22 protein-coding genes are annotated in these 24,430 nt (G+C 70.1%); 14 read left to right on the forward strand and 8 right to left on the reverse strand.

The features are described from left to right. The first annotated feature begins 172 nt into the window (after positions 1 to 172). Positions 173 to 1,444 carry a DNA polymerase IV gene (locus JUB13_RS00250; RefSeq protein ID WP_207477385.1) on the forward strand — a complete coding sequence of 424 codons (1,272 nt, stop codon included), beginning with the start codon at positions 173 to 175 and terminating at the stop codon, positions 1,442 to 1,444. A 13-nt stretch (positions 1,445 to 1,457) separates the two neighbouring features. Here the strand turns inward: JUB13_RS00250 and JUB13_RS00255 are convergent, their stop codons facing one another. Further along, positions 1,458 to 2,276 (reverse strand): cell envelope integrity EipB family protein, encoded by an 819-nt coding sequence (locus tag JUB13_RS00255; RefSeq protein WP_328702832.1) that lies wholly within the window; start codon positions 2,274 to 2,276, stop codon positions 1,458 to 1,460. A gap of 85 nt (positions 2,277 to 2,361) precedes the next feature. On the opposite strand from JUB13_RS00255, the gene JUB13_RS00260 reads away from it, so the two are divergent. Beyond that, positions 2,362 to 3,348, forward strand: coding sequence for a 2-hydroxyacid dehydrogenase (locus JUB13_RS00260; RefSeq protein WP_207476194.1), 987 nt, complete (start codon positions 2,362 to 2,364; stop codon positions 3,346 to 3,348). Positions 3,349 to 3,476: 128 nt separating this feature from the next. Continuing rightward, complete coding sequence (locus JUB13_RS00265) at positions 3,477 to 4,145, forward strand: GGDEF domain-containing protein (RefSeq protein ID WP_207476196.1); 669 nt, start codon at positions 3,477 to 3,479, stop codon at positions 4,143 to 4,145. Positions 4,146 to 4,184: 39 nt separating this feature from the next. Here the strand turns inward: JUB13_RS00265 and aspS are convergent, their stop codons facing one another. After that, positions 4,185 to 5,999: an aspartate--tRNA ligase gene (gene aspS, locus JUB13_RS00270; RefSeq protein WP_207477387.1), complete on the reverse strand. Its 1,815-nt coding sequence runs from the start codon at positions 5,997 to 5,999 to the stop codon at positions 4,185 to 4,187. Positions 6,000 to 6,177: 178 nt separating this feature from the next. On the opposite strand from aspS, the gene rnd reads away from it, so the two are divergent. The 4 genes from rnd to JUB13_RS00290 all read left to right on the forward strand — a co-directional run bounded on the left by rnd (position 6,178) and on the right by JUB13_RS00290 (position 10,565). Next, positions 6,178 to 7,341: a ribonuclease D gene (gene rnd / locus JUB13_RS00275; protein WP_207476198.1), complete on the forward strand. Its 1,164-nt coding sequence runs from the start codon at positions 6,178 to 6,180 to the stop codon at positions 7,339 to 7,341. A gap of 176 nt (positions 7,342 to 7,517) precedes the next feature. Next, on the forward strand, positions 7,518 to 8,000 hold the full coding sequence (locus tag JUB13_RS00280; protein WP_207476200.1) for a tripartite tricarboxylate transporter TctB family protein: 483 nt from the start codon (positions 7,518 to 7,520) through the stop codon (positions 7,998 to 8,000). Between the two features lie 3 nt (positions 8,001 to 8,003). Beyond that, positions 8,004 to 9,503: a tripartite tricarboxylate transporter permease gene (locus JUB13_RS00285; protein ID WP_207476201.1), complete on the forward strand. Its 1,500-nt coding sequence runs from the start codon at positions 8,004 to 8,006 to the stop codon at positions 9,501 to 9,503. An 87-nt stretch (positions 9,504 to 9,590) separates the two neighbouring features. Continuing rightward, entirely contained in the window at positions 9,591 to 10,565 is a 975-nt protein-coding gene (locus JUB13_RS00290) for a tripartite tricarboxylate transporter substrate binding protein BugD (RefSeq protein ID WP_207476203.1), read from the forward strand. A gap of 92 nt (positions 10,566 to 10,657) precedes the next feature. Here JUB13_RS00290 and JUB13_RS00295 read toward each other — a convergent pair whose 3' ends face one another. Next, positions 10,658 to 12,184 (reverse strand): Ppx/GppA family phosphatase, encoded by a 1,527-nt coding sequence (locus JUB13_RS00295; protein WP_207476205.1) that lies wholly within the window; start codon positions 12,182 to 12,184, stop codon positions 10,658 to 10,660. A gap of 16 nt (positions 12,185 to 12,200) precedes the next feature. Next, positions 12,201 to 14,384: an RNA degradosome polyphosphate kinase gene (locus tag JUB13_RS00300; protein WP_207476207.1), complete on the reverse strand. Its 2,184-nt coding sequence runs from the start codon at positions 14,382 to 14,384 to the stop codon at positions 12,201 to 12,203. Between the two features lie 93 nt (positions 14,385 to 14,477). Here JUB13_RS00300 and JUB13_RS00305 point away from each other — a divergent pair, with 93 nt between their 5' ends. The 3 genes from JUB13_RS00305 (at position 14,478) to JUB13_RS00315 (ending at position 17,767) form a co-directional block, all read left to right on the forward strand. After that, the gene (locus JUB13_RS00305) at positions 14,478 to 14,996 is read left to right on the forward strand and encodes a SixA phosphatase family protein (RefSeq protein ID WP_207476209.1); all 519 of its coding nucleotides are present in this window, start codon (positions 14,478 to 14,480) and stop codon (positions 14,994 to 14,996) included. Between the two features lie 54 nt (positions 14,997 to 15,050). Next, positions 15,051 to 16,679 (forward strand): CYTH and CHAD domain-containing protein, encoded by a 1,629-nt coding sequence (locus JUB13_RS00310; RefSeq protein ID WP_207476210.1) that lies wholly within the window; start codon positions 15,051 to 15,053, stop codon positions 16,677 to 16,679. Positions 16,680 to 16,741: 62 nt separating this feature from the next. Continuing rightward, positions 16,742 to 17,767 carry an amino acid ABC transporter substrate-binding protein gene (locus tag JUB13_RS00315; protein ID WP_456237103.1) on the forward strand — a complete coding sequence of 342 codons (1,026 nt, stop codon included), beginning with the start codon at positions 16,742 to 16,744 and terminating at the stop codon, positions 17,765 to 17,767. Between the two features lie 38 nt (positions 17,768 to 17,805). On the opposite strand, the gene JUB13_RS00320 is transcribed toward JUB13_RS00315, so the two are convergent. Genes JUB13_RS00320 through JUB13_RS00335 form a run of 4 tightly spaced genes read right to left on the reverse strand, consistent with a single transcriptional unit; the run spans position 17,806 to position 21,414 of the window. Next, positions 17,806 to 18,501, reverse strand: coding sequence for an HdaA/DnaA family protein (locus tag JUB13_RS00320; protein ID WP_207476212.1), 696 nt, complete (start codon positions 18,499 to 18,501; stop codon positions 17,806 to 17,808). Then, positions 18,498 to 19,574, reverse strand: coding sequence for an AI-2E family transporter (locus JUB13_RS00325; protein WP_207476213.1), 1,077 nt, complete (start codon positions 19,572 to 19,574; stop codon positions 18,498 to 18,500). The genes JUB13_RS00320 and JUB13_RS00325 overlap by 4 nt, the downstream gene beginning before the upstream one ends. Continuing rightward, positions 19,571 to 20,131, reverse strand: a complete 561-nt coding sequence (locus tag JUB13_RS00330; protein ID WP_207476214.1) for a CDP-alcohol phosphatidyltransferase family protein — start codon at positions 20,129 to 20,131, stop codon at positions 19,571 to 19,573. Before JUB13_RS00330 ends, JUB13_RS00325 begins: the two co-directional genes overlap by 4 nt. Next, positions 20,128 to 21,414, reverse strand: coding sequence for a DUF2066 domain-containing protein (locus JUB13_RS00335; RefSeq protein WP_207476215.1), 1,287 nt, complete (start codon positions 21,412 to 21,414; stop codon positions 20,128 to 20,130). The genes JUB13_RS00330 and JUB13_RS00335 overlap by 4 nt, the downstream gene beginning before the upstream one ends. Positions 21,415 to 21,492: 78 nt before the next feature. Between JUB13_RS00335 and purM the strand changes: the two genes are divergently transcribed. From purM to JUB13_RS00355, 4 genes are all read left to right on the forward strand, one after another. Continuing rightward, positions 21,493 to 22,569: a phosphoribosylformylglycinamidine cyclo-ligase gene (gene purM, locus JUB13_RS00340; protein WP_207477388.1), complete on the forward strand. Its 1,077-nt coding sequence runs from the start codon at positions 21,493 to 21,495 to the stop codon at positions 22,567 to 22,569. Beyond that, entirely contained in the window at positions 22,557 to 23,207 is a 651-nt protein-coding gene (purN, locus tag JUB13_RS00345) for a phosphoribosylglycinamide formyltransferase (protein ID WP_207476216.1), read from the forward strand. The genes purM and purN overlap by 13 nt, the downstream gene beginning before the upstream one ends. Positions 23,208 to 23,280: 73 nt before the next feature. Then, complete coding sequence (locus JUB13_RS00350) at positions 23,281 to 23,430, forward strand: aa3-type cytochrome c oxidase subunit IV (protein ID WP_207476217.1); 150 nt, start codon at positions 23,281 to 23,283, stop codon at positions 23,428 to 23,430. Between the two features lie 65 nt (positions 23,431 to 23,495). Further along, positions 23,496 to 24,386, forward strand: coding sequence for a lipid II:glycine glycyltransferase FemX (locus tag JUB13_RS00355; RefSeq protein ID WP_207476218.1), 891 nt, complete (start codon positions 23,496 to 23,498; stop codon positions 24,384 to 24,386). The last annotated feature ends 44 nt before the right edge of the window (positions 24,387 to 24,430 follow it).

Below are 24,430 nucleotides of genomic sequence, written 5' to 3' on the forward strand. Positions count from 1 at the left end.
GATCCGCGGCGATTCACGCCGGGCCGGCTATAAACAACCCATCAGATCGTTCTAAGGAGTGAAGGTTAAGGCGAGGTTACCTAACGAATCTTTGCGGGCCCATGCACGCGGTCCGCAGCCATGGCATCATGCCCTGATGAACACCGGTTCGCCAGCCGCTTCCGACTCCTCCATGCCGACGCTGTGCCGGGACTGCGCGGCGGCCTTCGCCGCCGGCCCCGGCTCACGCTGCCCTGCATGCCGGAGCCGCCGCACCGTGCGCCATCCCGAGCTCGACGACCTCGCCATCGCCCATGTGGACTGCGATGCCTTCTATGCCAGCGTCGAGAAGCGCGACAACCCCAAGCTCGCCGACAAGCCGGTGATCGTCGGCGGCGGGCGCCGCGGGGTGGTGGCGGCCTGCTGCTACGTCGCCCGCCTTTACGGCGTGCGCTCCGCAATGCCGATGTTCAAGGCCCTGGAGTTCTGCCCCGATGCGGTGGTGATCCCCCCGGACATGCGCAAGTACGCCGCGGTGGGCCGGCAGGTGCGCGGCATGATGACCGCGCTGACCCCCCTGGTTGAGCCGATCTCCATCGACGAGGCGTTCCTGGACCTCTCGGGCACCGAGCGGCTGCTCGGCGGCAGCCCGGCCAGAAGCCTCGTTCGTCTGGTGCGCCGGCTCGAGCAGGAGCTGGGCATCACCGCCTCCATCGGGCTCAGCTACAACAAGTTCCTCGCGAAGATCGCCTCGGACCTCGACAAGCCCCGCGGCTTCCGCGCGATCGGCCGCGCCGAGGCCGAGTCCTTCCTGGCGCCGCAGCCGGTCTCCCTGATCTGGGGCGTCGGAAAGGCGCTGGAGCGCCGCCTGGAGATCGAGGGAATCGAGACCATCGGCGACATCCGCGAACGGGACGAGCATTGGCTGGTCTCGCGCTTCGGCGCGATGGGGCGGCGCCTGCACCGCTTCGCCCGCGGCCAGGACGACCGCCGCGTGGAACCCGACGAGGCTACCAAGAGCGTCTCGGCCGAAACGACCTTCAACCGCGACCTCACCGATGCCGAGGAACTTGCGCGCCGGCTCTGGCCGCTGTGCGAGACCGTCGCCCGCCGGATGAAGGCCGGCGGCCATCACGGCCATTCCGTGGTGCTGAAGCTGAAGACCGCGGATTTCCACCTGCTGACGCGCTCGCGCCGACTGGATACCGCGACGCAGCTCGCCGAGGAGATCTACCGCGCGGCCCTTCCGCTCCTGGAAAAGGAGGCCGACGGGCGTGCCTTCAGGCTCATCGGCGTCGGCTGCACGGATCTTGATGATGGCGCGCCCGGCAGGCTCGGCGACCTGCTCGATGCCGAGCGCGACCGCCGGGCACGGGTCGAGCACGCCATGGATGCGATCCGCGCCCGCCAGGGAGAAGCGGCCATCGTCAAGGGGCGGTCCCTGCCTCCGACGAAGCCGCGCTGAGCACGCCGCGCCATCAGCAGCCGGGCTTGCCGATCCTCTCGACCTTCTCGAGCTTGGCGGAGACCGTGAAGTCGCCGTAGTCGATCTGCATCGAGCGAGCGACGCCGTTCTCGAGCAGGTCCATGCTCATCTCGTATTCCGGTGCCGCCGCGGTGCTCGACGGCGGGAAGAAGGCCAAGCGGACCGGCCAGTGGCGGCCCTGCAGCAGATCGCTCGGCTCGACGCCCTCGGGCGGGGCCTGTCCCTGGACACCCAGGCCGACCGCGGCGTTGATCTCAGTCAGCCCCTCCTCGTCGGAGCCGTCGAAGACCATGGTCCCGAAGACCTTGTCCCCGGCCATGGCATGCCGCAGCATCGCGATGGTGTGGAGCGTCGGGAACATGGTCCCGGCCGGGAGCCGCACCTCTGCCTCCTTGGGCTTCGCATAGCGCGCGACGCCGCCCTCAGCGCCCATCTCGGCCTCGCCGCGCAGCTCCTCGTCGAGCTGGCCGTTCACGAGCTTGCGGACGTTGAAGCGGTAGGCGGACCCGTCTTTGGCCTCCCAGGTGACGTAGTTGGTCGTCATGGCGACGCGGTCGCCCTCGGCATAGGCGAAGTCGAGCTGGAAGCGCTGGTCGATGGTCCAGCCGTCGCAGGCGTCGGCCCATTCGAAGAGCATCTTCCCCTGGACGTCGGCGACGTTGGCGCTGCTGCGCACCGAGGTCAGGCTCATCTTGTAGACCGCCCGGTGCGGCGCGATCTCGACGGCCGTGGCGGGCGCGGTGAACGCCAGCAGGCACGCCAGGACGGCGGCGGGCTTGACGGGCATGCGGTCGGGTCTGCTGATCTTCACGTCGATGGATCCAGTCGGGGACGCTGCTATTGTCGCGTTCAAGATTCGACCGGCGCAATGCTTTTTCGAGGGGAGGTCCCGACCGATGTCCGCTAACCCGAACGGCCGAGCGGCCAAGCCGCGCCTTCTGCTGAGCCGCCGGCTGCCCGACGCGGTCGAGGCCCGCGCCGCGCGCGATTACGACGCGATCCCGAACCGCGAGGACGTGGCGCTGGACGGCGCGGCGCTGGCGGCGCGCGCGGCGGGCTGCGACGGAATCCTGGTGACGGCGGGCGACCGGCTGGACTCGGCGGCCGTGGCGGCGCTGCCCGAGAGCGTGCGCATCCTTGCGACCTTCTCCGTGGGAACCGACCACATCGACCTCGCCGCCGCCCGCGCCCGCGGGATCCGTGTCACCAACACCCCGGACGTCCTGACCGAGGCCACGGCCGAGATCGCGCTGCTTCTGATGCTGGGCGCAGCGCGCCGCGCCCACGAGGGCGAGCGGCTGATCCGCGAGCGCGCCTGGACCGGCTGGACGCCGACCCAGCTCCTGGGCGTGCAGCTCACGGGCAAGCGCCTGGCGGTGCTCGGCATGGGCCGCATCGGCCAGGCGGTGGCGCACCGGGCGCGGGCCTTCGGGATGGAGATCCACTACTCAAACCGGCGCCGGCTTCCGCCGGCCGAGGAGCAGGGCGCGGTCTTCCACGCAGAGGCAGAAGCCATGCTGCCCCTGGCGGATTTCCTGACGATCCACTTTCCGCTCACCCCGGAGACGCGGCACTGGCTGGACGCCAGGAGGATTGCGCTGCTCCCGGACGGCGCCATTGTCGTCAACACCGCGCGCGGTCCCGTGATCGAGGATGCGGCGCTGATCGCGGCGCTGCGCAGCGGCAAGCTCGCAGCGGCCGGGCTGGACGTCTTCACCGGCGAACCCGCCCTGGACCCCGCCTACCCCACCCTGCCGAACACCTTCCTGCTACCCCATCTCGGCAGCGCAACGATCGAGACGCGGAATGCCATGGGCTTCCGGGCGCTGGACAATCTCGACGCCTTCTTCAGGGGGCAGGAACCTCCCGACGCGGTGGCCTGACCGGGCAGGATTCGTCCCTCCTCCCCGGCAGCTTTTGCCCTGCACCGTGCCGGACCCGAGGCAGCTCGCGGCTCCGGCATCTGGTACGGGCCTTGCTTTGCTGCTCCCCCGACAAGCGAGGGAGCATCATGACCCTTTTACAGCCCGCTCACGCCTTCCTGCACGAGGCCGTCCTGCCGCTGGGCGAGACCGTCGACGAGGAGGTCGAGGCGCTTCCCAGCCCCGGCTCGGCGCGCTGGCTGCGGCTCACCCGTGCGCTGTCCCGGGCTGACGAGGCCGAGCGCACGATCAGCGAGCTCCGGCTGCGCGTCGCTCAGCTCGAGGCGCAGCTCTATTCCGACGATCAGACTGGCCTCTACAACCGCCGAGCCTTGCTGGCGGAACTCGAGCGCGAGATCGGGCAGGCGGGCGCGGCGCCGGGCGACGGTGGCCTCGCGCTGGTCCTCGACCTCGACGATCTGCATCTGCTGAACGCCCGGATGGGCGCCGCCGCGGGCGATGCGTTCCTGCTGCGCAGCGCCCAGGCCCTGTGTGCCGCCGCCCGCCCCACGGACATCGTGGCGCGGATCGGAGGCGACGAGTTTTGCGTGCTGCTGACGCGCGTGGACAAGGCGCCGGGCATTCGCCTGGCCCAGGACCTGATCCGCCGGTTCGAGGCGGCAGAGCTGACGATCGAGGGGGAGAAAATCCCGCTGCGCGCGACCTTCGGCTGGTGCCACTACGGCGCCGGCGACGATGCCGCCTCGGTGCTGGCAGCCGCCGACCTGGCCATGGTGGTGGCCAAGCGCGGCGGCTGAGGATCGGACGACACGCCCCCTGCGGAGGGGCGCCGCCTGTCAGGCGGCGCCGTCCTTGCGGGGCTTCGGCAGGTCCGGCTTGATGTGGAGCTCGCGCAGGCGCTCGGGCGCCACGGGCGACGGCGCCTGCATCAGGAGATCCTCGGCCTTCTGGTTCAGCGGGAAGGCGATGACCTCGCGGATGTTCGGCTCCTCGGCCAGGAGCATCACGATACGGTCGACGCCCGGGGCCGAGCCGCCGTGCGGCGGGGCCCCCAGCTTCAGCGCGGACAGCATGCCGCCGAAGCGCGCTTCCAGCTCCTCCGCCGAATAGCCGGCGATCGAGAAGGCCTTGTACATGACCTCGGGCAGATGGTTCCGGATGGCGCCCGAGGACAGCTCGATTCCGTTGCACACGATGTCGTACTGGAAGGCCTTGATCGCGAGCGGGTCCATCGTCTCCAGCGCCTCCAGCCCGCCCTGGGGCATGGAGAACGGGTTGTGGCTGAAGTCGATCTTCCCGGTCTCCTCGTCCCGCTCGTACATCGGGAAGTCGGTGATCCAGCAGAAGCGGAAGGCGTTCTTCTCGATGAGGTCCAGCTCCTCGCCGATGCGCGTGCGGGCGAAGCCGGCAAGCTTGGCAGCCGCGGCCTCCTTGTCGCAGACGAAGAAGACGGCGTCGCCGTCCTCGCAGCCCGCCACCTCGCGCAGGCGCGCCTGGGCGGCCTCGGGCACGAACTTGGCAATGGGCCCCTTCCCGCCCGCGGCCTCGAAGACGATGTAGCCGAGGCCGGGCGCGCCCAGGCCACGGGCCCAATCGTTGAGCTTGTCGAAGAAGCTGCGGGGCCGCTCAGAGACCTTCGGCGCGCGGATCGCGCGGACCACGCCGCCCAGGTCGATCACCGAGCGGAAGGCCTTGAACTCGACGTCGCTGCGCGCGAACACCTCGGTGACGTCGGTGATCACCAGCGGGTTCCGCAGGTCCGGCTTGTCGTTGCCGTATTTCAGCATCGACTCCGCGAAGGGGATCCGCGGGAACGGATAGGGCGTGATCGCCGGCTGGGTCGGGCGGCGGAAGGCCCCGAATTCCTCGAAGACGCCGTGCAGCACGGGCTCGATCGCCGCGAAGACGTCCTCCTGCGTCACGAAGCTCATCTCGAAGTCGAGCTGGTAGAACTCGCCCGGAGAGCGATCGGCGCGGCTGTCCTCGTCCCGGAAGCAGGGCGCGATCTGGAAGTACCGGTCGAAGCCGGCGATCATCAGGAGCTGCTTGAACTGCTGCGGCGCCTGGGGCAGTGCGTAGAACTTGCCGGGGTGCATCCGGCTGGGCACCAGGAAGTCTCGCGCGCCCTCGGGGCTCGATGCCGTCAGGATCGGCGTCTGGAACTCTGTGAAGCCCTGCTCGATCATCCGCCGCCGCATGGAGGCGATCACCTGCGAGCGCAGGACGATGTTCTGCTGCATCTTCTCGCGGCGAAGGTCGAGGAAGCGGTAGCGCAGCCGCATCTCCTCGCCGGCATCCTGGTCGCTGTTGACCTGGAGCGGCACCTGGTCGGCCGCACTCTGCACCACGAGCTCGCGGACGCGGACCTCGATCTCGCCGGTCGGCAGCTTGTCGTTGACGGTATCGTCCGACCGCCTGACCACCTGCCCGGTCACCGTGATCACGCTCTCGACCCGCAGCTCCTCGAGGCGCTTCATGGTCGGGTTCGAGCTGTCGACGACGCACTGCGTGACGCCGTAGTGGTCGCGCAGGTCGATGAACAGCAGTTGCCCGTGATCGCGCTTGCGGTGGATCCAGCCCGACAGGCGGACCGTCGAGCCGGCATCGTCCTGGCGCAGCGCGCCGCAGGTGTGGGTCCGGTAGGGATGCATTGTATCGCGCACCTTGGGGTCGGGACCGGACGGACCCGGCAGGAAGCCGGCCCGCTCCGGCGTCTTCATCACGTCGGGAGGGGACAGGGTGCGCAGACCACACGCCCGGCACTTGTTTGTCAAGCGCCCGCGCGGCTTTCCCCTTCGCCCTTACCCGCGGCTGTTGTATGAACCGATCATGACGCCGATCAGCACCACCGAAGATCTCGCATCCCTCTGCCAGCGGCTGCGCACGGCCGAGTACGTGACCGTCGACACCGAGTTCATGCGCGAGAGGACCTTTTGGCCCAAGCTCTGCCTCGTGCAGCTCGCCGGACCGGACGAAGCAGCCATCGTCGACCCCATGGCCGAGGGAATCGACCTGGCCCCTCTCTTCGAGCTGATGGTCGATCCGGCGGTGCTCAAGGTCTTCCACGCAGCCCGGCAGGACGTCGAGATCTTCGTGCATCTCTCCGGCCACGTCCCGCACCCGATCTTCGACACCCAGGTCGCTGCCATGGTCTGCGGCTTCGGCGAGAGCGTCGGCTACGAGACGCTGATCTCCAAGCTCGCCGGGGCACGGGTGGACAAATCCAGCCGCTTCACCGACTGGTCCCAGCGCCCGCTGACGGAGCGCCAGCTCCAGTACGCGCTCTCGGACGTGACGCATCTCCGTCCAGCCTACGAGAAGCTCCGCCGCAAGCTCCAGAAGACTGGGCGCGCACCCTGGCTTGAGGAGGAGATGGCGGTGCTGACGGACCCCGGCACCTACACCGTCGCCCCCGAGGAGGCGTGGCGGCGGCTCAAGGTCCGGACGGACAAGCCGCGCTTCCTCGCCGTCCTGCGCGAGATCGCGGCCTGGCGCGAGCGCGAGGCACAGCGCAAGGACCTGCCCCGCGCCCGCGTCCTGCGCGACGAGGCGCTGCTGGAGATCGCGGCCCACGCGCCCACTACGGTCGATGATCTTGCGCGGACGCGGGGCCTCGGCCGCAGCGTGGCAGAGGGGCGCTGGGGCACCGAACTCCTTGCCGCCGTGAAGCGCGGCCTGGAGACGCCTGCGGCCGAATGCCCCACCGTCGAGCCGCGGATCGAGCCGCCCCCTGGCCTGGCACCGATCGTCGACCTTCTCCGGGTGCTCCTGAAGATGCGCTGCGAGGACCAGGAGGTGGCGCCCAAGCTCGTCGCCAATGGCGGCGACCTTGAGGCCATCGCGGCGGACGACCAGGCGGACGTGCCGGCGCTCAAGGGCTGGAGACGGGAGCTATTCGGCGAGGACGCGCTGGCGCTGAAGAACGGACGGCTGGCGCTTGCGATCGAGCGCAAGCGGGTGAAGCTTGTCCCCCTGGCCGTGCAGCAGGACTGATTTATTCATACGGATGGCGTTCATACGGAATGATCATTCCGTTTGCGCTCGGATGCCGGGATATCGACAATTGTCGACGAAGCTGCGCCTTGGTACATCGCCAAGGCCGTAACCTGGTCCGAGTCCGAGGGCGCGCGCCCGGATCCGGTCCCATCCTGCGAACGGAGATCGTGTCCATGCCGCCTCCGCAGATGAAGGTCCCCGCCGCCGGCCTTGGGATCAGGAGCCCCCGGAACTTCGCCGGAGGGCTCGTTCTCCTGGCAATCGCCGCGCTGGCTCTCTGGCAGATCCAGGACCTCTCGGTCGGCACGGCCATGCGGATGGGACCCGGCTACTATCCGCGGCTCCTCGCCTTCCTGCTCGGCTTCTTCGGGCTCGTGCTGATGGCGGGCTCGGTCGTAGTGCATGGCGATGGACTCGAGCGCTGGAGGGTGAAGAACCTGGTCCTCGTCCTCGGGGCCATCGTGATCTTCGCCTTCGCGATCCGGACGCTGGGACTCGTGCTCTCGGGCGCGGCGCTGATGCTCGTGAGCGCGCTGGCGTCCCACGATCTCAGATGGCGCGAGGTTCTGCTGTTCACGGCGGGGATGCTCGTCTTCTCCGTGATCCTGTTCCCGATCGCCCTGAACCTTCCGCTCCCCATCTGGCCGAGGCTCTGATCCATGGACGTTCTCGGCAATCTCGCGATGGGGATGGGCGTCGCGCTGACGCCCCTCAATCTCGGCCTCTGCCTGATCGGCGCGCTGGTCGGCACCATGATCGGCGTGCTGCCGGGGCTCGGCCCCATCGCGACGATCGCGATGCTGCTGCCGCTGACCTTCAGCCTGGACGCAACGGGCGCCCTGATCATGCTGGCCGGCATCTACTACGGCGCACAGTACGGGGGCTCCACCACTGCGATCCTGGTCAACATGCCGGGCGAGACCTCCTCGGTCGTGACCACGCTGGACGGCCACCAGATGGCGCGCCAGGGCCGCGCCGGGGCCGCCCTCGGCATCGCGGCGCTGGGGTCCTTCTTCGCGGGCTGCGTGGCCACCCTTGCCGTCGCGATCCTCGGCCCGATCCTGGCGAGCGTCGCGAAGGAGTTCGGCGCGCCCGAGTACTTCGCGCTGATGGTGCTCGGCCTGGTCGGCGCGACGGTCCTGGCCAGCGGCTCTATCGTCAAGGCCGTGGCGATGATCATCCTGGGCCTGCTGCTCGGGGCGGTGGGATCGGATATCGAGACCGGCACGCCGCGCATGACCTTCGACATCCCGCAGCTCGCCGACGGCATCAACTTCACGGTGCTCGCGATCGGGCTCTTCGGAGTCGCGGAGATCATCCGCAACCTGGAGAACCCCGAAGAGCGCGGCGTGCTCGGCGCCAAGATCCGCGGGCTGCTTCCGACCTGGCAGGACATCAAGACCTCGGCCGCGCCGGTGCTGCGCGGCACATTCCTGGGCTCGGTCCTCGGGATCCTTCCCGGGAACGGCGCCGTGCTGGCGCCCTATGCCTCCTACACCCTCGAAAAGAAGATCGCGCGCGAGCCGCAACGCTTCGGGCGCGGCGCCGTCGAGGGGGTGGCAGGCCCCGAAGCCGCCAACAATGCTGGCGCGCAGACCTCGTTTATCCCGCTGCTCACCCTCGGCATCCCGCCGAACCCGGTGATGGCCCTGATGGTCGGCGCCATGACGATCCAGGGGATCATCCCAGGACCGCAGGTAATGGACACAAACCCCCAGCTGTTCTGGGGCATGATTGCGAGCATGTGGCTCGGCAACGCCATGCTGGTGGTCATCAACCTGCCCATGATCGGACTCTGGGTCCGGCTGCTGATGGTGCCCTACCGCCTTCTGTACCCGGCGATCCTGCTGTTCTGCTGCATCGGCGTCTTCACGGTGAACAACTCCTACGTCGACGTGCTGGGCGTGGCCTTCTTCGGTCTCGTCGGCTACGGGCTGACCAAGTTCGGCTTCGAGCCGGCCCCGCTGATGCTGGCCTTCGTGCTCGGCCCGCTGATGGAGGAAAACCTGCGGCGCTCCTTGCTGATCTCCCGGGGAGACCCCATGGTGTTTCTCAACCGGCCGATCAGCCTGGGCCTGCTGCTCGTCGCGGCGGCGCTGCTGCTGCTGGTTGTGATGCCGAGCGTCAAGAAGCGGCGCAAGGAAGCGTTCCAGGAGTGATCAGCAACCGCCCTGCGCCCGGCCGGAGCCGTCGACGGCCTCCGGCATCGTCCCGAAACCGCTACCAATCCAAAACTGGGAGGAAACATGACGTTCAGATCGATTGCCCTGGCCGCCGTCGGCCTTTCGGTTCTCGCGGGGCCGGCCATGGCCCAGAACTACCCGACGCGCCCGGTCACCATGGTGGTCCCCTTCGCGGCTGGCGGCCCGACTGATACCGTGGCCCGCCTGATCGCCCAGTCCATGAGCCAGACCCTCGGCCAGCAGGTGGTTGTCGAGAATGTCGGCGGCGCTGGCGGCACCCTCGGCGCCGGCCGCGTCGCGAAGGCCGAACCCGACGGCTATACCGTGCTGCTGCACCATATCGGCCAGGCGACCTCCGCCACGCTGTACCGCAAGCTGCCCTACAAGACGCTCGAGGACTTCCAGACCGTCGGCCTCGTCACCGACGTGCCCATGACCATCGTCGCCCGCAAGGACTTTCCGGCGAAGGACATGAAGGAGCTCGTCGAGTACGTGAAGGCCAACAAGGACAAGGTCACGCTGGCCAATGCGGGCGTGGGCTCGGCCTCGCATCTCTGCGGCATGCTGTTCCAGGACGCCATCAAGACGCAGCTCACCACCGTTCCCTACAAGGGGACCGGCCCGGCCATGAACGATCTGGTCGGCAGCCAGGTGGACCTGATGTGCGACCAGACCACCAACACGACGGGCCAGATCAAGGGCAATGCCATCAAGGCGTACGCCGTGACGACGAAGGACCGGCTCGCGTCGCTGGGCGACCTTCCGACGGTGGCCGAGGCCGGCCTTGCCGGCATGACGGTCGGCGTGTGGCACGGCGTCTATGCCCCGAAGGGCACGCCCGCGCCGGTGGTCGAGAAGCTCTCGGGCGCGCTCCAGACGGCGCTGGCCGACCAGACCGTGATCGCCCGCTTCGCCGAGCTCGGCACCACGCCCGAGCCCAAGGAGCGCGCCACCCCGGCCGCCCACGACCAGCACCTGCGCGCCGAGATCGCACGCTGGAAGCCGATCATCGAGGCGGCAGGCACCTTCGCCGACTGACGGCGCTCCCGTCTCCGGACGGGACATGGGCCGGCGCGGGAGACATCCCGCGCCGGCCCTTCTCTTTCAGGACGGCCCGGCCGGGCCGCGACTCAGGCAGCCTGGGGCCGCGGAACGTAGGCGATCGCCCCGGTCCGGCCGAGCGACTTGGCCAGGGCATCAAGCCGGCGTTCCACCACCTCGCCGACGAGGCAGGCGGAATCCTCGGGCAGGCTCAGCGTCAAGCGCTCGTCGCCGAGCACGAGGTTGGTGCGCTGCAGCAGGTTCGTGGCGCCGCCCGTCACCGTGTGGGCCAAGCGGAGCGCCAAGCCGAGCACCAGGGCTCGGGCCGCATGGGCGTCGCCCGCGAGGCCGCGCACGCGGCCGACCACCGCGTCGTCCAGCGCTCCCGCGTAGCGGACATACGACGTCATCGCGAGGAAGACGCGCTCGGCATGGTCGATGCCCGAGACGGGCATCCGAAGGACACGCAGGAAGGTATGCTCGGCCCTGTAGTCGGGATGCTCGGCCCAGCCGAGGTCGCTCAGCAGGCAGGCGGCATAGCGCAGGCGCGCGGAGGCCGTGTCCTCGCCCGGAAACAGCGCGTCGGTCCAGTGGCTCAGGGCCGTCCCTACGCTGAACCGCCCGTAGCGCTCCGCCACGTCGCGGCAGGCGCTCAGCAGAGGGTCGTGCCGCCGCTCCTCGGGCGTGAGCCATTCGTACAGCAACCCCTCGCGCAGCCCGTGGGCCGAGAACACGACCCGCGACGGGGCGGCCGCCCGCAGGGCGCGCTCCAGCACCAGCGCGGCGAAGGGCAGCGTCTCGAGCCGCCGCCGCGACACTTTGGCCTTCTCCAGCGAGGACCGGCTCTGCTTCACGATCAGCGACAGGAAGTCGCGCAGGGCACCGGTATCGACCTCGTAGTGGTGGATGATGTGGACTGGGTGGTTCGTCTGCTCCATGTGCAGCTTGGCCAGGGCGCGCCAGCTTCCGCCGACGGGGTAGAAGGTCCGCCCGCGCCAGGCGCCGAGCCAGCCCTGGCGCTCCAGGTGCTCGTCCACGATCCGCAGGGCCGCCTGGGCCCGGCCACCGGCCGCCTCGGAAAGCCGCAGCGGACCCAGCGGCAGCGTCACCTGCGTGTCGCCGATGACGCCGTCCTGGAGCCCGACGAGTTCCAGGCTGCCCCCGCCGAGGTCGCCCATGACGCCGTTGGCGTCCGGAGTCCCGGAAAGAACGCCCAGCGCGGAGAGCCGCGCCTCCTCCTCGCCCGCGATGGTCCGCACATCGAACCCGGCCAAGCGCTTGATCTCGCGCACGAAGGCCGGGCCGTCGGAGGCGTCTCGGACGGCGGCCGTGGCCAGCACGTCCACGCGCTCCACGTCCATGGCCTCGATCAGGAAGCGGAACCGGGTCAGGTTGTCGAGCGCCAGCTGCACCCCTTCGGGGTTCAGCATGCCGGTCCGCTCGACCGTCCTGCCGAGGCCGCACATGATCTTCTCGTTGAAAAGCGGCACCGGCGACCGGCACAGGCCCGCATAGACCACCAGCCGCATGGAGTTCGAGCCAATGTCGATCACCGCGATGCGGCCGTTTCCGCCGGTGCCGGGAAGGGCGGCGGGATTCTGGATGGGCTCCGGCATGACCTGAGACGCTTCCCTACTGGACCGACTTGAGGACGAGGCGCGGCGGCTGCCGCGCCTCGGACAGGGCACTGCCCCGCCCCGAAAGGCTGGGGTTGGTCATGAAGTACTCGTGGGCGCTGAAGGCGCGGCTTCCCGTCGCGTCCCTTCGGTAGGAACCATCCGGCGCGAGCCACCAGGTGGAGGTCTCGTCCTTTAGGTTGGCGACCATGATCTGGTCGAGTACCTGCTGGTGGACGGTCGGGTTCTCTATGGGCACCAGCGTCTCGATCCGCCGGTCGAGGTTCCGCGGCATCCAGTCGGCCGATGAGATGAAGACGAGCGCATCCGCCGAGGGCAGCCGCTCCCCGTTGCCGAAGCAGATGACCCGCCCGTGCTCGAGGAAGCGCCCGACGATGCTCTTGACCTTGATGTTGTCCGAGAGGCCCTGGACGCCCGGCCGCAGGCAGCAGATGCCGCGGACGATCATGTCGATCTGCACGCCGGCCTGAGACGCCTCGTAGAGCTTGTCGATCACCCCCGCGTCGACGAGAGAGTTCAGCTTCACCCAGATGTGGCCCGGCCGCCCCTCGCGGACATGCGCGATCTCGGCATCGATCAGACCCATTAGCCGCTCGCGCAGCGTCAGCGGTGCGATCGCCAGCTTCTCCAGGGATTTCGGCGTGGCATAGCCGGTCATGAAGTTGAACATCACCGCAGCGTCGTGGCACAGCGCGGGATCGCAGGTGAAGAAGGACAGGTCCGTGTAGATCTTGGCGGTGATCGGGTGATAGTTGCCGGTCCCGAAATGCACGTAGGAGCGCAGCCCCTTCTGCTCGCGCCGGACGACGAGCGATACCTTGGCGTGCGTCTTCAGGTCGACGAAGCCGTAGGTGACCTGTGCGCCCGCCCGCTCGAGGTCGCGCGCCCACTGGATGTTCGCCTCCTCGTCGAAGCGGGCCTTCAGCTCCACCATGGCGGTGACCGACTTTCCGGCCTCGGCCGCCTCGATCAGCGCCGCGACGATGGGCGAGTTCTTCGAGGTCCGGTACAGCGTCTGCTTGATCGCGACGACCTGCGGGTCCCGCGCAGCCTGCCGCAGGAACTGCACCACGACGTCGAAGCTCTCGTAGGGGTGATGGACGACGATGTCCTTGTGTCGAATCGCCGCGAAGCAGTCCCCGCCGAAGTCGCGAATGCGCTCGGGGAAGCGAGCATTGTAGGGCGGGAAGATCAGGTCGGGACGCTCGTCGATGATCAGGTTCCGGGTTTCGGACAGACCCAGCAGCCCCTGAAGCACGAAGACGTCCTCGTCAGACACGCGGAACTGTGCACGCAGGAAGTCCCGCAAGTCCGGCGACATGCCCGCGTTCACGGCGAGCCGGATCACGCTGCCGCGCCGCCGGCGCTTCAGGGCGGTCTCGAAGGTGCGGACGAGGTCCTCGGCCTCCTCGTCGATCTCGACCTCGCTGTCCCGGAGGATCCGGAAGACGCCGTGTCCGGTCAGCTTGAACGGTGCCGGGAAGATCTTGCTGAGGAACAGCAGGACGGTCTGCTCGATCAGGACGAAGCGGACGTCCGAGCCCGGAAGCCGGATGAAGCGGTCGAGCTGCTGGGGCAGCATGATCAGCGCGTCCAGCGCATGGGCGCGGTCCGGATCCACGAGCTGGAGCACCAGCCCGAAGCCCAGGTTCGGGATGAAGGGGAACGGATGCGCCGGATCCACCGCCACCGGCGTCAGGATCGGGAAGATGTCCTCCATGAAGCGGCGCTCCAGCCACTCCATCTCGCTGTCGGTGAGCTCCGAGGGGTCGACGACCGCGATGCCGTTCTCGCGCATCTCCTGGCGCAGCGCGCGCCAGCGGTGCTGCTGGTCGCGCATCAGCTCGATCACGCGCTGGTTCACGGCCTGCAGCTGCTGCACGGGCGTCAGCCCATCGGCCGAGATCGTCGTCACGCCCGCGGCGACCTGCGCCTTGAGCCCCGCGACGCGCACCATGTAGAACTCGTCGAGGTTGCTGGCGGAAATCGACAGGAACCGCAGACGCTCGAGCAGCGGGTGGTTGGCGTTGTCGGATTCCTCCAGGACACGCTGGTTGAAGGCCAGCCACGACAGCTCACGGTTGATGAAGCGGTCCTGGGAGGTTCTGTCGATCTTCTGCGTGTCGATCTCGGGCGCGATGGTCACGTCATCCTCGGCGCGTTCTCTGAAAGGCGGCATTCAGGATATGATCCCACCGTTACGTTTGTGGGACAGTGCGGCCTTTCTTGTAAACCCTCCCGCTTCCGCATGGGCCATCAACAGGCGAGGACGATGAAACTCCTGCATCTGCTGCGCCATGCCAAGTCGGCCTGGGACGACGCTGGCCTCGCCGACCACGACCGGCCGCTGGCGCCGCGCGGCGCCCGCGCGGCCACGCTGATGGGCCGCCACCTGGCGCGCCAGGACTTCAGGACCGATCTCGTGCTGTGTTCGACGGCGCGCCGCGCCGTCGACACCGCGACCATCGTGCTGGCGCAGCTCGAAGGCCCGGCGCCGCCGCTGGAACGGGAAGCCGGCCTCTATCTCTGCGGCGACCGGGCCCTGCTGGACCGCCTGCGTTCCCTTCCGGAAGCCGTCGGCTCGGTGCTTCTGGTCGCGCACAACCCGGATCTCCAGAACCTGACCCTGGCCTTGGCGGGCTCGGCCGCGCCCGGCCTGCTGGAGCGCGTGGCCGAGAAGTTCCCGACGGGAGGCCTCGCCAGTCTGTCCTTCGGCATCGAGTCCTGGGCCGACCTGGCGCCGGGCGCGGGACGGCTCGAGGAGTTCGCGATTCCCAAAAACTTAACTTAGCGCGGGGCGCTTGCTGCGATATCACGGCAGGGAGCCCGGAGCGGAGGGCGAGCGTTGAGCGGCAATCTGACGGCGGCGGACCGGGACCCGGCCACGGCGGGAAGCGACTCGCGCGCCGGAACCCTGGGTCGCGAGGCCGGCGGCACGCCGACGCGGGAGGTCGAGCTGAAGCTCGCCGTCCCGCCGGCCGAGCTCGTGCGACTGGTCCGCGACGACGGCCTGCGTGACCTCGGGGCCGAGGCGCCCGGCGAGGCGCGGCTGCTGACGACCTACTACGATACCGGCGATCTCGCCCTCGCGGCCGCGGGCCTCGCGCTTCGGGTGCGCCGGCAGGGGCGCTCCATCGTGCAGGCCGTGAAGTCGCTGGACCGCCTGGGCGATGCGGCAGCCGTCGCCGTGCGCCGCGAATGGGAATGGCAGCTGGCCAAACCCGCTCCCGATGTCTCCCTCCTGGTCCGCGACGGCGTGGCAGACCTGTTGCCGGCCGGGGCGCTGGAGCGGATCGGCCCGATCTTCACGACCGATTTCCGGCGGACTTCCTATCGTATCCGGCCGGATCCCCTGACCGAGATCGAGGTCGCGCTCGACAGCGGCGAGATTCGCGCCGGCGTCGCCCATCGTCCCATCAGCGAAATCGAGCTGGAGCTGAAGTCCGGACGCCTGGACGCGCTCTTCGAGCTCGCGCTCGATTTGCAGCGCCGCGTGCCCTTGCGCATTTCTCCCGAGAGCAAAGCCGAGGCCGGCTTCGCGCTGATGGCGGCCCGCCCGCCGGCGCCGAGCGCCCCCGCCCTCCCTTCGCTGACCCCAATCGCCACCACGGCCGAGGGGTTCCGGCATGTCATGCGGCACGGCATCGGGCATCTGCTGGCCAACGAAGGCGCCGCCCTGACCTGCGGCGATCCCGAGGCCGTCCACCAGATGCGGATCGCGTTGCGGCGGCTGCGCACAGCCCTGTCCCTCTTCTCGGCGGGGCTGGTCCCGGACGAGGCGGCGCACCATCGCGACGAGCTCGGATGGCTGGCCGGACGCCTCGGCCCCGCACGCAGCTGGGACGTGCTCTGCGACGAGACGCTCGCGGGCTTCGCCAGCCGTCATGGCGGCAGCGACCCGGGATTCGCGGCACTGCAGGCGGCCGCGGAAGATTCGGCGCGTGCCGCACACCGCAAGGCGGCCGAAGGGATCCGCTCGCCGCGCTACACGACGCTGCTTCTGACGCTTGGCGGCTGGATCGAGTCCGGCCGCTGGCAGGCACCCGGCCCCGAGACCGCGGCGCTGCTTGCCCGCCCGCTGCGCGAGCCCGCGGCGCTGTGGCTCGGCGAGCTCCAGCGCAAGGTCGGCAAGGCTGGCCGCGGCCTGGCCCGGCTCGACGAGGAAGAGCGCCACCGGCTGCGCCTGCGGGTGAAGCGCCTGCGCTATGCGGCCGAGCTGCTGCGAGGACTTTACCCGGCGGCCGCGGGCCCCTACCTCGACGCGCTGGAGCGGCTCCAGGACCGGCTGGGCGGGCTCAACGACCTCGCCACCGCCCGGCGCATGGTCGAGGCCCTCGCCGAGGAGGCCGACAGGCCGGCCCGCGCCGCCGCGCGCGATGTCTGCTCCTGGATCGAGCGGCGCATGGGCAAGCGGCTGGCAGCGCTGGCCGAGGACTGGGATTCGTTCGGGAGCACGGCGCCGTTCTGGCTCTGAGCGACGCTTCGCACACTTCCCTGTTGTGGCCGGGGACAACGCAGGCACCGACAAGGGAGGCGATGGCCATGGGAATCCGGAATGCGATGCTCGGGGCGCTGCTGCTGACGCTCCCTGCCCTGACCGTTCAGGCCGGGCCGACCTTCGACGCGGTACGCGCCCGCGGGTCGCTGATCTGCGGCGTCAGCACGGGGGTGTCGGGCTTCTCGAGTCCGGACAATGCAGGCCGTTGGTCGGGCATCGACACAGATGTCTGCCGTGCCATCGCAGCGGCCATGTTCGGCGATTCCGGCAAGGTCCGATTCGTCCCGCTCTCGCCGCAGCAGCGCTTCACGGCCGTCCAGTCCGGCGAGGTGGACCTCCTGTCGCGCAACACGACCTGGAGCATGGGACGCGACACCCAGGTCGGCCTGAACTTTGGCCCCGTCGTCTTCTACGACGGGCAGGCCTTCATGGTGCGCAAGGATCTCGGCGTGCAGTCGGCGCGCCAGCTTGACGGCGCGACCATATGCGTGCAGCCCGGCACGACCACCGAGCAGAACCTCGCGGATTATTTCCGGCGCAGCGGCATCTCGTTCCAGCCCGTGGTGATCGAGGCCTTCGACGAGATCAACGCCGCCTTCTTCGCGGGCCGGTGCGACGCCTACACCACCGACGCTTCGGGCCTTGCCGGCGTGCGGGCCACGCTCGCCCGAAACCCCGAGGACTACGTGATCCTGCCCGAGCGGATCTCCAAGGAGCCGCTCGCCCCGGCGGTGCGCCAGGGAGACGACCAGTGGTTCGATCTTGTCGGCTGGACGGTCCGGGCGCTGATCGAGGCGGAGGAGCTGGGGCTGACCGCCGCCAACATCGACCAGCACATGAACAGCCCCGATCCCCGGGTGCAGCGCTTCCTCGGCGTGACCGGCGACCTCGGCAAGGCGCTGGGCGTCGACAACCGCTGGGCCTACACCATCGTGAAGCAGGTCGGGAACTACGGCGAGATCTTCGAGCGGAACCTCGGCCGTTCCTCGCCGCTGCGGCTGGAGCGCGGCCAGAACGCGCTGTGGACCGAAGGCGGGCTGATGTATGCGCCGCCGATCCGCTGAGGATCGGCGCAGGCCGGTCCCTGAGCGTCCGGCGGCCCTCAGTCGATGGGCCCCTCCTCTCCGGCGAGGACGGCACGGGCGAGCCGCAGCGTGATCGGCCGCTGGCGGGCCAGGGCCTCGCGGTCCAGCCGGTCCACGAGGCGTCGCGCCGCCTCGAAGGAGCGCTCCATGCGTGGGAGCAGGTAGTCGACGAGATCGGCGCCGATGCGCACCTGTCTGTCGGCGAAGAGCTTCACCAGCACCAGGGCGAGCAGGCTGTCATCGGGCGCGGAGACGCCCACGGCGGGCGCCGCCCGAAGCCGCGAGCGCAGGTCCGGGAGCCTGATTCGCCACCGGCTCGGCGGCTTCGCCGCGGTCAGCAGCAGCGTGCCCCCGCTCTCGCGCGCGAGGTTGTAGAGATGGAAAAGCGCGCGCTCGGCCGCGCGGTTGCCGGCCACAGCCTCGGCGTCGTCCAGCGCCACGGCGCCGGCCTGGGCGATCAGGGCCGGCAGGTCCGCCCCGGCAACGGCCGACCCGCGCAGCAGCGGGGCGTGGCTGCGCGCGCGCCAGACCTGGGCCAGATGGGTCTTCCCGCAGCCCGGCGGCCCGTGGATCACCAGCGCCGGGGCCGGCCATGCGGGCCAGCGGTCGAGCCAGGCGACGGCCTCCGCATTCTCCGGCGCCACCAGGAAGTCGTCGGCCTCCATGGCCGGGCGGTGGCCGAGATCGAGGGGCAGCTGAGCCGGCGCGCTCATGGACGCGTGCCTTCCGGGCCGGAACCGGCGTAGTAGCGGCTGGCGAGGTACTGTCGCAGCAGGAAGCGTGTCAGCACGCCGATGACGGCAGCGACCGGCACCGCCAGCAGGACGCCGACAAAGCCGAACAGGCTGCCGCCGGCCAGCAGCGCGAACATCACCCAGACCGGGTGCAGGCCGACCCGCCCCCCGACAAGGCGCGGCGTCAGGACGTTACCCTCGACCGCCTGGCCGAAGATGAAGATCCCGGCCACCACCGCCACCATGGTCCAGCTCTCGTACTGGAACACCGCGATGCCGACGCTCCCTGCGAAGCCGACCAGCGACCCGACGAAGGGGATGAAGGACAGCAGCCCCGCGGTGAGCCCGACGACCAGCCCGAGGTTCAGCCCGACCAGGGTCAGCGCCGCCGCGTAGAAGAGGCCGAGGACGAGGCAGACGGTCGCCTGGCCCCGAACGAAGCCCGCCAGCGTCCGGTCGACCTCGCGGGCCTGCTCCAGGATCACGGGCCGATGCTGCCGCGGCAGCCAGCTTTCCAGCGTCGCGACCATCTCGTCCCAGTCGCGCAGCATGTAGAAGGCGACGACCGGCGTGATCAGCAGCACGGAGATCACGTCGAAGAGGGCGAGCCCGCGCGTGAGCACGTCCCGGAGCACCTGCGCCACCCAGCCCACGGCGTCGCCGGCGAAGTTCCCGGCGGCGCCGCGCAGGCGCTCCATGTCCCCGGGCGGCAGCCGCGCCAGCAGGCGCTCGGCCCAGGGCACCGCGATCGTGCGCACCCAGTCGGCGACGCGCGGCAGCAGGTCGGCGAGCTGGGCCGCCTGGGCCTGGACCAGCGGCACCAGCAGCACCACGCAGGCCAGCATGACGAGCCCGAAGAACAGCAGCACCAGCGTTGTCGCCAGCCAGCGCCGCAGGCCGGCGGCGACCAGACGGTCGACCATCGGGTCGAGGAAGTACGCGATCGCCATGCCCGCCACGAAGGGCAGGAGGACGTCGCTGAGGATCCACAGCGCCAGGATCAGGATCCCGAGGCCGGCCAGCCAGAACCTGAGCTGGCGCTGCGGAGTCATTTCGTGCTGCCCAGCCGGCTCATGACGCGGGACCCCTGGATCACGTAGCCCAGGCCCGACCAGGCGGTGGTCGCGGCGACCACCCAGATCATGCCCCTGACCGGCTGCGCCGCGTCGAAGGGAATGCCCAGGAGCTCCAGCCCCTGGGCCGACATCACGAGCCCCGCCAGCAGGATCTGCGCCCCGGTGTTGACCTTGCTGCTGAGGGAGGGCTGCATCGCCAGCGACTCCTTCAGCGTATAGATCAGCAGGACACCGCCGATGATCAGCGCATCGCGGAACACGACCATGATCACGAGCCAGACCGGCAGGTGGCCGGAATGGCCGAGCGCCACGTAGACGCTCACCAGGAGCGCCTTGTCCGCAAGCGGGTCGAGGTAGCCGCCGAGATAGGTCTGCGCGCGGAAGGCACGGGCGATGAAGCCGTCGATCGCGTCCGAGACCCCGGCCGCGACGAAGGTCCAGAAGGCCCAGCCGAGCTCGCCGATCACGATCAGGTAGACGGCCAGCGGCACGGCCATGAGACGGCCGAGCGTGATGATGTTGGGAATGCTCACCGACCTGCAGCCCCGTTCCAGCGAAGCTCCCAGGTCTCGGGCGCGGGTGTCCCGGCGGGCATGCCCGGGACCGCCGGCGCCGGCGGCGCGCCGAGGCCCAGCGGCGCCGGCTGCACGGGGCTGCCGGCCGGAGGGACGGACACCGCGGCGGGCGACGGGACGGCGGTGCCGGGCGCCAGCGCGAGCTCGCGCTCGGCCAGCGCGGAACGGAGCCGGTCGAGGTCGCCGAGATAGGCGAGCTCCAGATCGGCGCGGCTGCGGCTCAGGCTCTTCAGGTCGATGCGTGCGACGCCCGGCGTGGCGGCCAGCCGCTGACGCGTCTGGACCCAGTCGTCGAGCCGGCCGATGGGCACGGCGACGCGCAGCACCCGCTCCTCGCGGGACTGGGGCACCGCGCCGCGGCGCCAGTCCTCCTCGACCCGAGCGAGGGCGACCGCGACGCCACCGGCGAAGAACTCCCCGGCGGTCCTGCCGGGCGCGGCCGGGACTGGGACCGTCATATCGGACGGGGCGCCAGCGACCGGCAGGCGGCGCAGCGCGACCGTGGAGGCCGCGGCGGGGTTGGGCTCGCCCGAGGCCGGCAGGTCAGCGATGGCGATCAGCACGTCCCCCGCGCCGTAGCGCGCCGCGATGGCGTCCACCTTCGCGCGGTCCGCCGACAGCGCCTCATCCGCGGTGACGTCGGAGACATCTGCGAGCTCCCCGAGCGGCACCTGGATCGGGATGTATCCGCCCGGAACGGCGTTCTCCCAGGCTTCGCGCCACGGTGTCCGGTCTTCCCACAGCACGGGGCGGCCACCAACCCGCGTCACCGGAAGCACCAGGAAGGGCCGCGACGGCGGCTCGGAGAAGGCGACGCCGCGCTCCGTCAGCAGCGTGCGGACGGCCGCAGGGCGGAAGCGCACGGTAAGCGTCGCCACGTAGCGCACGCTGGAGCTGCGCTCGCGCTGGACCTCGAAGCCCTGGACCAGGGACGCGAGCTGGGCATCGCCCACCGCGGGCGGGTTGCCACTGGCAAACCGCCGATACAGGGTCGCGAAGGCCTTGCGCTGCGCCTCCGCGATCGCGTCGTCGCGGGCCGCGGCGGCGCTCGCGGCGGTCACGTCGACATCGACGTCGCGCACCGCATAGGCCTCCTGGGCGATCTGCGCGCCCGAGAGCTGCTGGCCCGGCGCGGGCGCCTGCGCAAGCGCCGCGCGGATCGGCACCATGCCCAGGGCGAAAGCCAGGAAAAGCGCGGGGATCACCGGGGTGCAACGCCCGGGCGGGCGGCTCTGGAGCATTGCAATGCCTTCCGATTCTTGTATGTTCGGCCCCCGTGGGAACGGCCCGGTTTATAGTACAGCCCGCGCGAGGACGCCATCAGCACTCAACCTCATGACGCAGCGGATGCCTACAAGGCCGCCGGCGTCGACATCGATGCCGGCAACGCCCTGGTCGAGGCGATCAAGCCGCTGGCGCGCTCCACGGCCCGCATCGGGTCGGATGCCGGGCTGGGCGGATTCGGTGCACTCTTCGACCTGAAGGCGGCCGGCTACACCGACCCGATCCTCGTGTCCTCCACGGATGGCGTCGGCACCAAGCTGATGGTCGCGATCGCAGCGAACCGGCATGACACCGTCGGCATCGACCTCGTCGCCATGAGCGTCAACGACCTCGTGGTCCAGGGCGCCGAGCCGCTGTTCTTCCTGGATTATTTCGCAACCGGAAAGCTCGACGTGGCGACTGGCCGCGCCGTCGTGGCAGGAATCGCGGAAGGCTGCCGGCAGGCCGGATGCGCCCTGATCGGCGGCGAGACCGCGGAGATGCCCGGCCTCTACGCGCGCCATGACTACGACCTCGCGGGATTTGCGGTCGGTGCGGTCGAGCGCGACCAGGTCCTGACCGGCGCCGCGATCAGGCCCGGGGACGTGGTGCTCGGCATGGCCTCCACCGGCGTGCATTCCAACGGCTTCAGCCTGGTCCGCAGGGTGGCCGAGACCTCCGGCGCGGCCTATGACGATCCCGCCCCGTTCGAGCCGGGCATCACTCTCGGCGAGGCGCTGCTGCGCCCGACGCGGATCTATGTCCGCTCGGTCCTTCCGGCGGTGCGCGACGGCTCGATTCGCGGCCTTGCCCACATCACCGGCGGCGGCCTCGTCGAGAACATCCCGCGCGTCCTGCCGCAGGGGCTGGGCGTCGCGCTGGATGCCGCCGCCTGGCCTCTGCTGCCTGTCTTCCGCTGGCTGGCTGCGGCGGGGAAGCTGTCGACGGGCGATCTCGCCCGCACCTTCAACTGCGGCATCGGCATGGTCGCGGTCTGCCCGCCCGACCGGGCTGCAGAGGCCGAGCGGACGCTGGCCGCCGGCGGCGAGGCGGTATACCGCATCGGCACCGTGACCGAGGCCGCCGGCGAGCGCGTGCGCATCGAGGGCGCGGAGGCCGCGTGGGCCGCCTGAGGCTGGGTATCCTCGCCTCCGGTCGCGGCAGCAATCTCCAGGCGCTGATCGATGCCTGCGCGGACCCGGCCTTTCCGGCCGAGATCGCGCTCGTCCTGTCCAACCGGCCCGGCGCCCAGGCCATCGCGCGGGCGCAAGCGGTCGGCCTCGGGACCGGAATCGTTCCGCACGAAGCCTTCGCCGACCGCGAATCGCACGAGCGCGCGATCGATGCCGCCCTGGCCGGGGCCGGGGTGGAGCTGACCTGCCTCGCCGGCTACATGCGCCTGCTGACGCCGTGGTTCGTCGAGCGCTGGCGCGACCGGCTGCTGAACATCCACCCCTCGCTGCTGCCGGCCTTCAAGGGGCTGGACACCCATGCCCGCGCCCTGGCGGCCGGAGTGCGCTTCCATGGCTGCACGGTCCATTTCGTCCGCCCCGAGATGGACGAGGGCCCGATCCTGGCGCAGGCCGCGGTTCCGGTGGTACCGGGGGATGACGCGGAGCGGCTCGCCGCCCGGGTGCTGGCGGCCGAGCACCGTATCTATCCGCTGGCCGTTCGCCTGATCGCCGAGGGACGCGCCCGCGTCGCCGGCGAGCGCGTCGCAATCGAGGCGCCGGCGCCCGCGCCGGAAGGCCTCCTCAATCCGGCCGCCTGATCCCAACGGGGCGCTTGCCAAAGCACGGGCATCGGCCTAAATCCGCAACGATCCAAAAGAGGGGACCCGAGACATGGCCACCACCGACGACCAGCAGCCGATCTGGCGCGACGCCCAGTACAACGAGCACGTCGCGTTCTACGACCGCTTCATGAAGGTCTCGCAGTACGGCGTCGTCGCCGTCATCGCCGTGCTCGTCCTGATGGCGATCTTCCTGCTCTGAGACCGGTCCCCTTCAACCCGTTCCAGATCGACTGGAACGGATGCTCCCAATCCCAGTGGGACCTGATGCTCGGTGCGTGCCGGCGGCCGACCCTGCTGCAGTCCTGGCAGTACGCGGCCGCCGTGGCGCGCACCGAGGGCCTCGCCGCCGATTTCGGCATCATACGCTTCGGGTCCAAGCCCATCGGGCTTGTCCAGGTCCAGCGGCGACGCCTGCCCCTGGGTCTCGCCGTCTGTAGCATCCACAGGGGCCCGGTCTTCATCTACGACGAGATCCCCGGCGAGATGCTGAAGCTCGTCCTCGGCATGCTGCGCCGGCGCTACCTATTGCTTCGCGGGCGCCCCCTCACCTTCCATCCGGAGCTGCCGGACACGCCGGCCAACCGGGATCGCCTGCACGCCGTTGGCTTCCGCCGGCGTGAAGACGGCTACCGGACACACTGGATCGACCTCTCGCCCGAACCGGCAGCTCTGAGGGCGGGCCTCTCCGGCACGTGGCGCAACCAGCTCGGCCAAGCCGAGCGGTCCGGACTCGAGGTCGAAATCGACCGCGACGGACACCATCGGGACTGGCTGCTGGAACTGCACGCCGCCGACATGGCGGCGCGCGGGTATCGTGGGCCTTCGCCGGCCGTGATCCGTGTCCTCTACGAGGTCTCGCAGGGCGAGGCGGACCGCCCGCTGATCCTCCGGGCGGTCTCGCGAGGCCGGCCGGTCGCGGGCGCCCTCTTCCTGCGGCACGGGTCGGCCGCAACCTATCAGATCGGCTGGACGGCGCCCGAGGGGCGCCCGCATCGCGCCCAGAACCTGCTGCTCTGGAGGGCGGTGCTGGAGCTGCGCGCCAAGGGCACGAAGTGGCTCGATCTCGGCGGCTTCAACGTGCGGACGCCGGGCATCGAGCACTTCAAGGCCGGGCTCGGCGGCTCGGCGGTGACGCTGGTCGGCGGCTACGTCTAACAGCCGGCACGCGGCGCCGGCATGGCCCGGCCGAGGACCATGCC

Origin of the sequence: Arenibaculum pallidiluteum (assembly GCF_017355985.1) — a bacterium.
GTDB lineage: Bacteria > Pseudomonadota > Alphaproteobacteria > Azospirillales > Azospirillaceae > Arenibaculum > Arenibaculum pallidiluteum.

What these genes read in the sequence shown, in the direction of transcription:
- JUB13_RS00250 (WP_207477385.1), top strand. Translation starts at nt 173, where the DNA reads ATGCCGACGCTGTGCCGGGACTGCGCGGCGGCCTTCGCCGCCGGCCCC.
- JUB13_RS00260 (WP_207476194.1), top strand. Translation starts at nt 2,362, where the DNA reads ATGTCCGCTAACCCGAACGGCCGAGCGGCCAAGCCGCGCCTTCTGCTG.
- JUB13_RS00265 (WP_207476196.1), top strand. Translation starts at nt 3,477, where the DNA reads ATGACCCTTTTACAGCCCGCTCACGCCTTCCTGCACGAGGCCGTCCTG.
- aspS (WP_207477387.1), bottom strand. Translation starts at nt 5,999, where the DNA reads ATGCATCCCTACCGGACCCACACCTGCGGCGCGCTGCGCCAGGACGAT.
- rnd (WP_207476198.1), top strand. Translation starts at nt 6,178, where the DNA reads ATGACGCCGATCAGCACCACCGAAGATCTCGCATCCCTCTGCCAGCGG.
- JUB13_RS00280 (WP_207476200.1), top strand. Translation starts at nt 7,518, where the DNA reads ATGCCGCCTCCGCAGATGAAGGTCCCCGCCGCCGGCCTTGGGATCAGG.
- JUB13_RS00285 (WP_207476201.1), top strand. Translation starts at nt 8,004, where the DNA reads ATGGACGTTCTCGGCAATCTCGCGATGGGGATGGGCGTCGCGCTGACG.
- JUB13_RS00290 (WP_207476203.1), top strand. Translation starts at nt 9,591, where the DNA reads ATGACGTTCAGATCGATTGCCCTGGCCGCCGTCGGCCTTTCGGTTCTC.
- JUB13_RS00295 (WP_207476205.1), bottom strand. Translation starts at nt 12,184, where the DNA reads ATGCCGGAGCCCATCCAGAATCCCGCCGCCCTTCCCGGCACCGGCGGA.
- JUB13_RS00300 (WP_207476207.1), bottom strand. Translation starts at nt 14,384, where the DNA reads ATGCCGCCTTTCAGAGAACGCGCCGAGGATGACGTGACCATCGCGCCC.
- JUB13_RS00305 (WP_207476209.1), top strand. Translation starts at nt 14,478, where the DNA reads ATGAAACTCCTGCATCTGCTGCGCCATGCCAAGTCGGCCTGGGACGAC.
- JUB13_RS00315 (WP_456237103.1), top strand. Translation starts at nt 16,742, where the DNA reads ATGGCCATGGGAATCCGGAATGCGATGCTCGGGGCGCTGCTGCTGACG.
- JUB13_RS00320 (WP_207476212.1), bottom strand. Translation starts at nt 18,501, where the DNA reads ATGAGCGCGCCGGCTCAGCTGCCCCTCGATCTCGGCCACCGCCCGGCC.
- JUB13_RS00325 (WP_207476213.1), bottom strand. Translation starts at nt 19,574, where the DNA reads ATGACTCCGCAGCGCCAGCTCAGGTTCTGGCTGGCCGGCCTCGGGATC.
- JUB13_RS00335 (WP_207476215.1), bottom strand. Translation starts at nt 21,414, where the DNA reads ATGCTCCAGAGCCGCCCGCCCGGGCGTTGCACCCCGGTGATCCCCGCG.
- JUB13_RS00350 (WP_207476217.1), top strand. Translation starts at nt 23,281, where the DNA reads ATGGCCACCACCGACGACCAGCAGCCGATCTGGCGCGACGCCCAGTAC.
- JUB13_RS00355 (WP_207476218.1), top strand. Translation starts at nt 23,496, where the DNA reads ATGCTCGGTGCGTGCCGGCGGCCGACCCTGCTGCAGTCCTGGCAGTAC.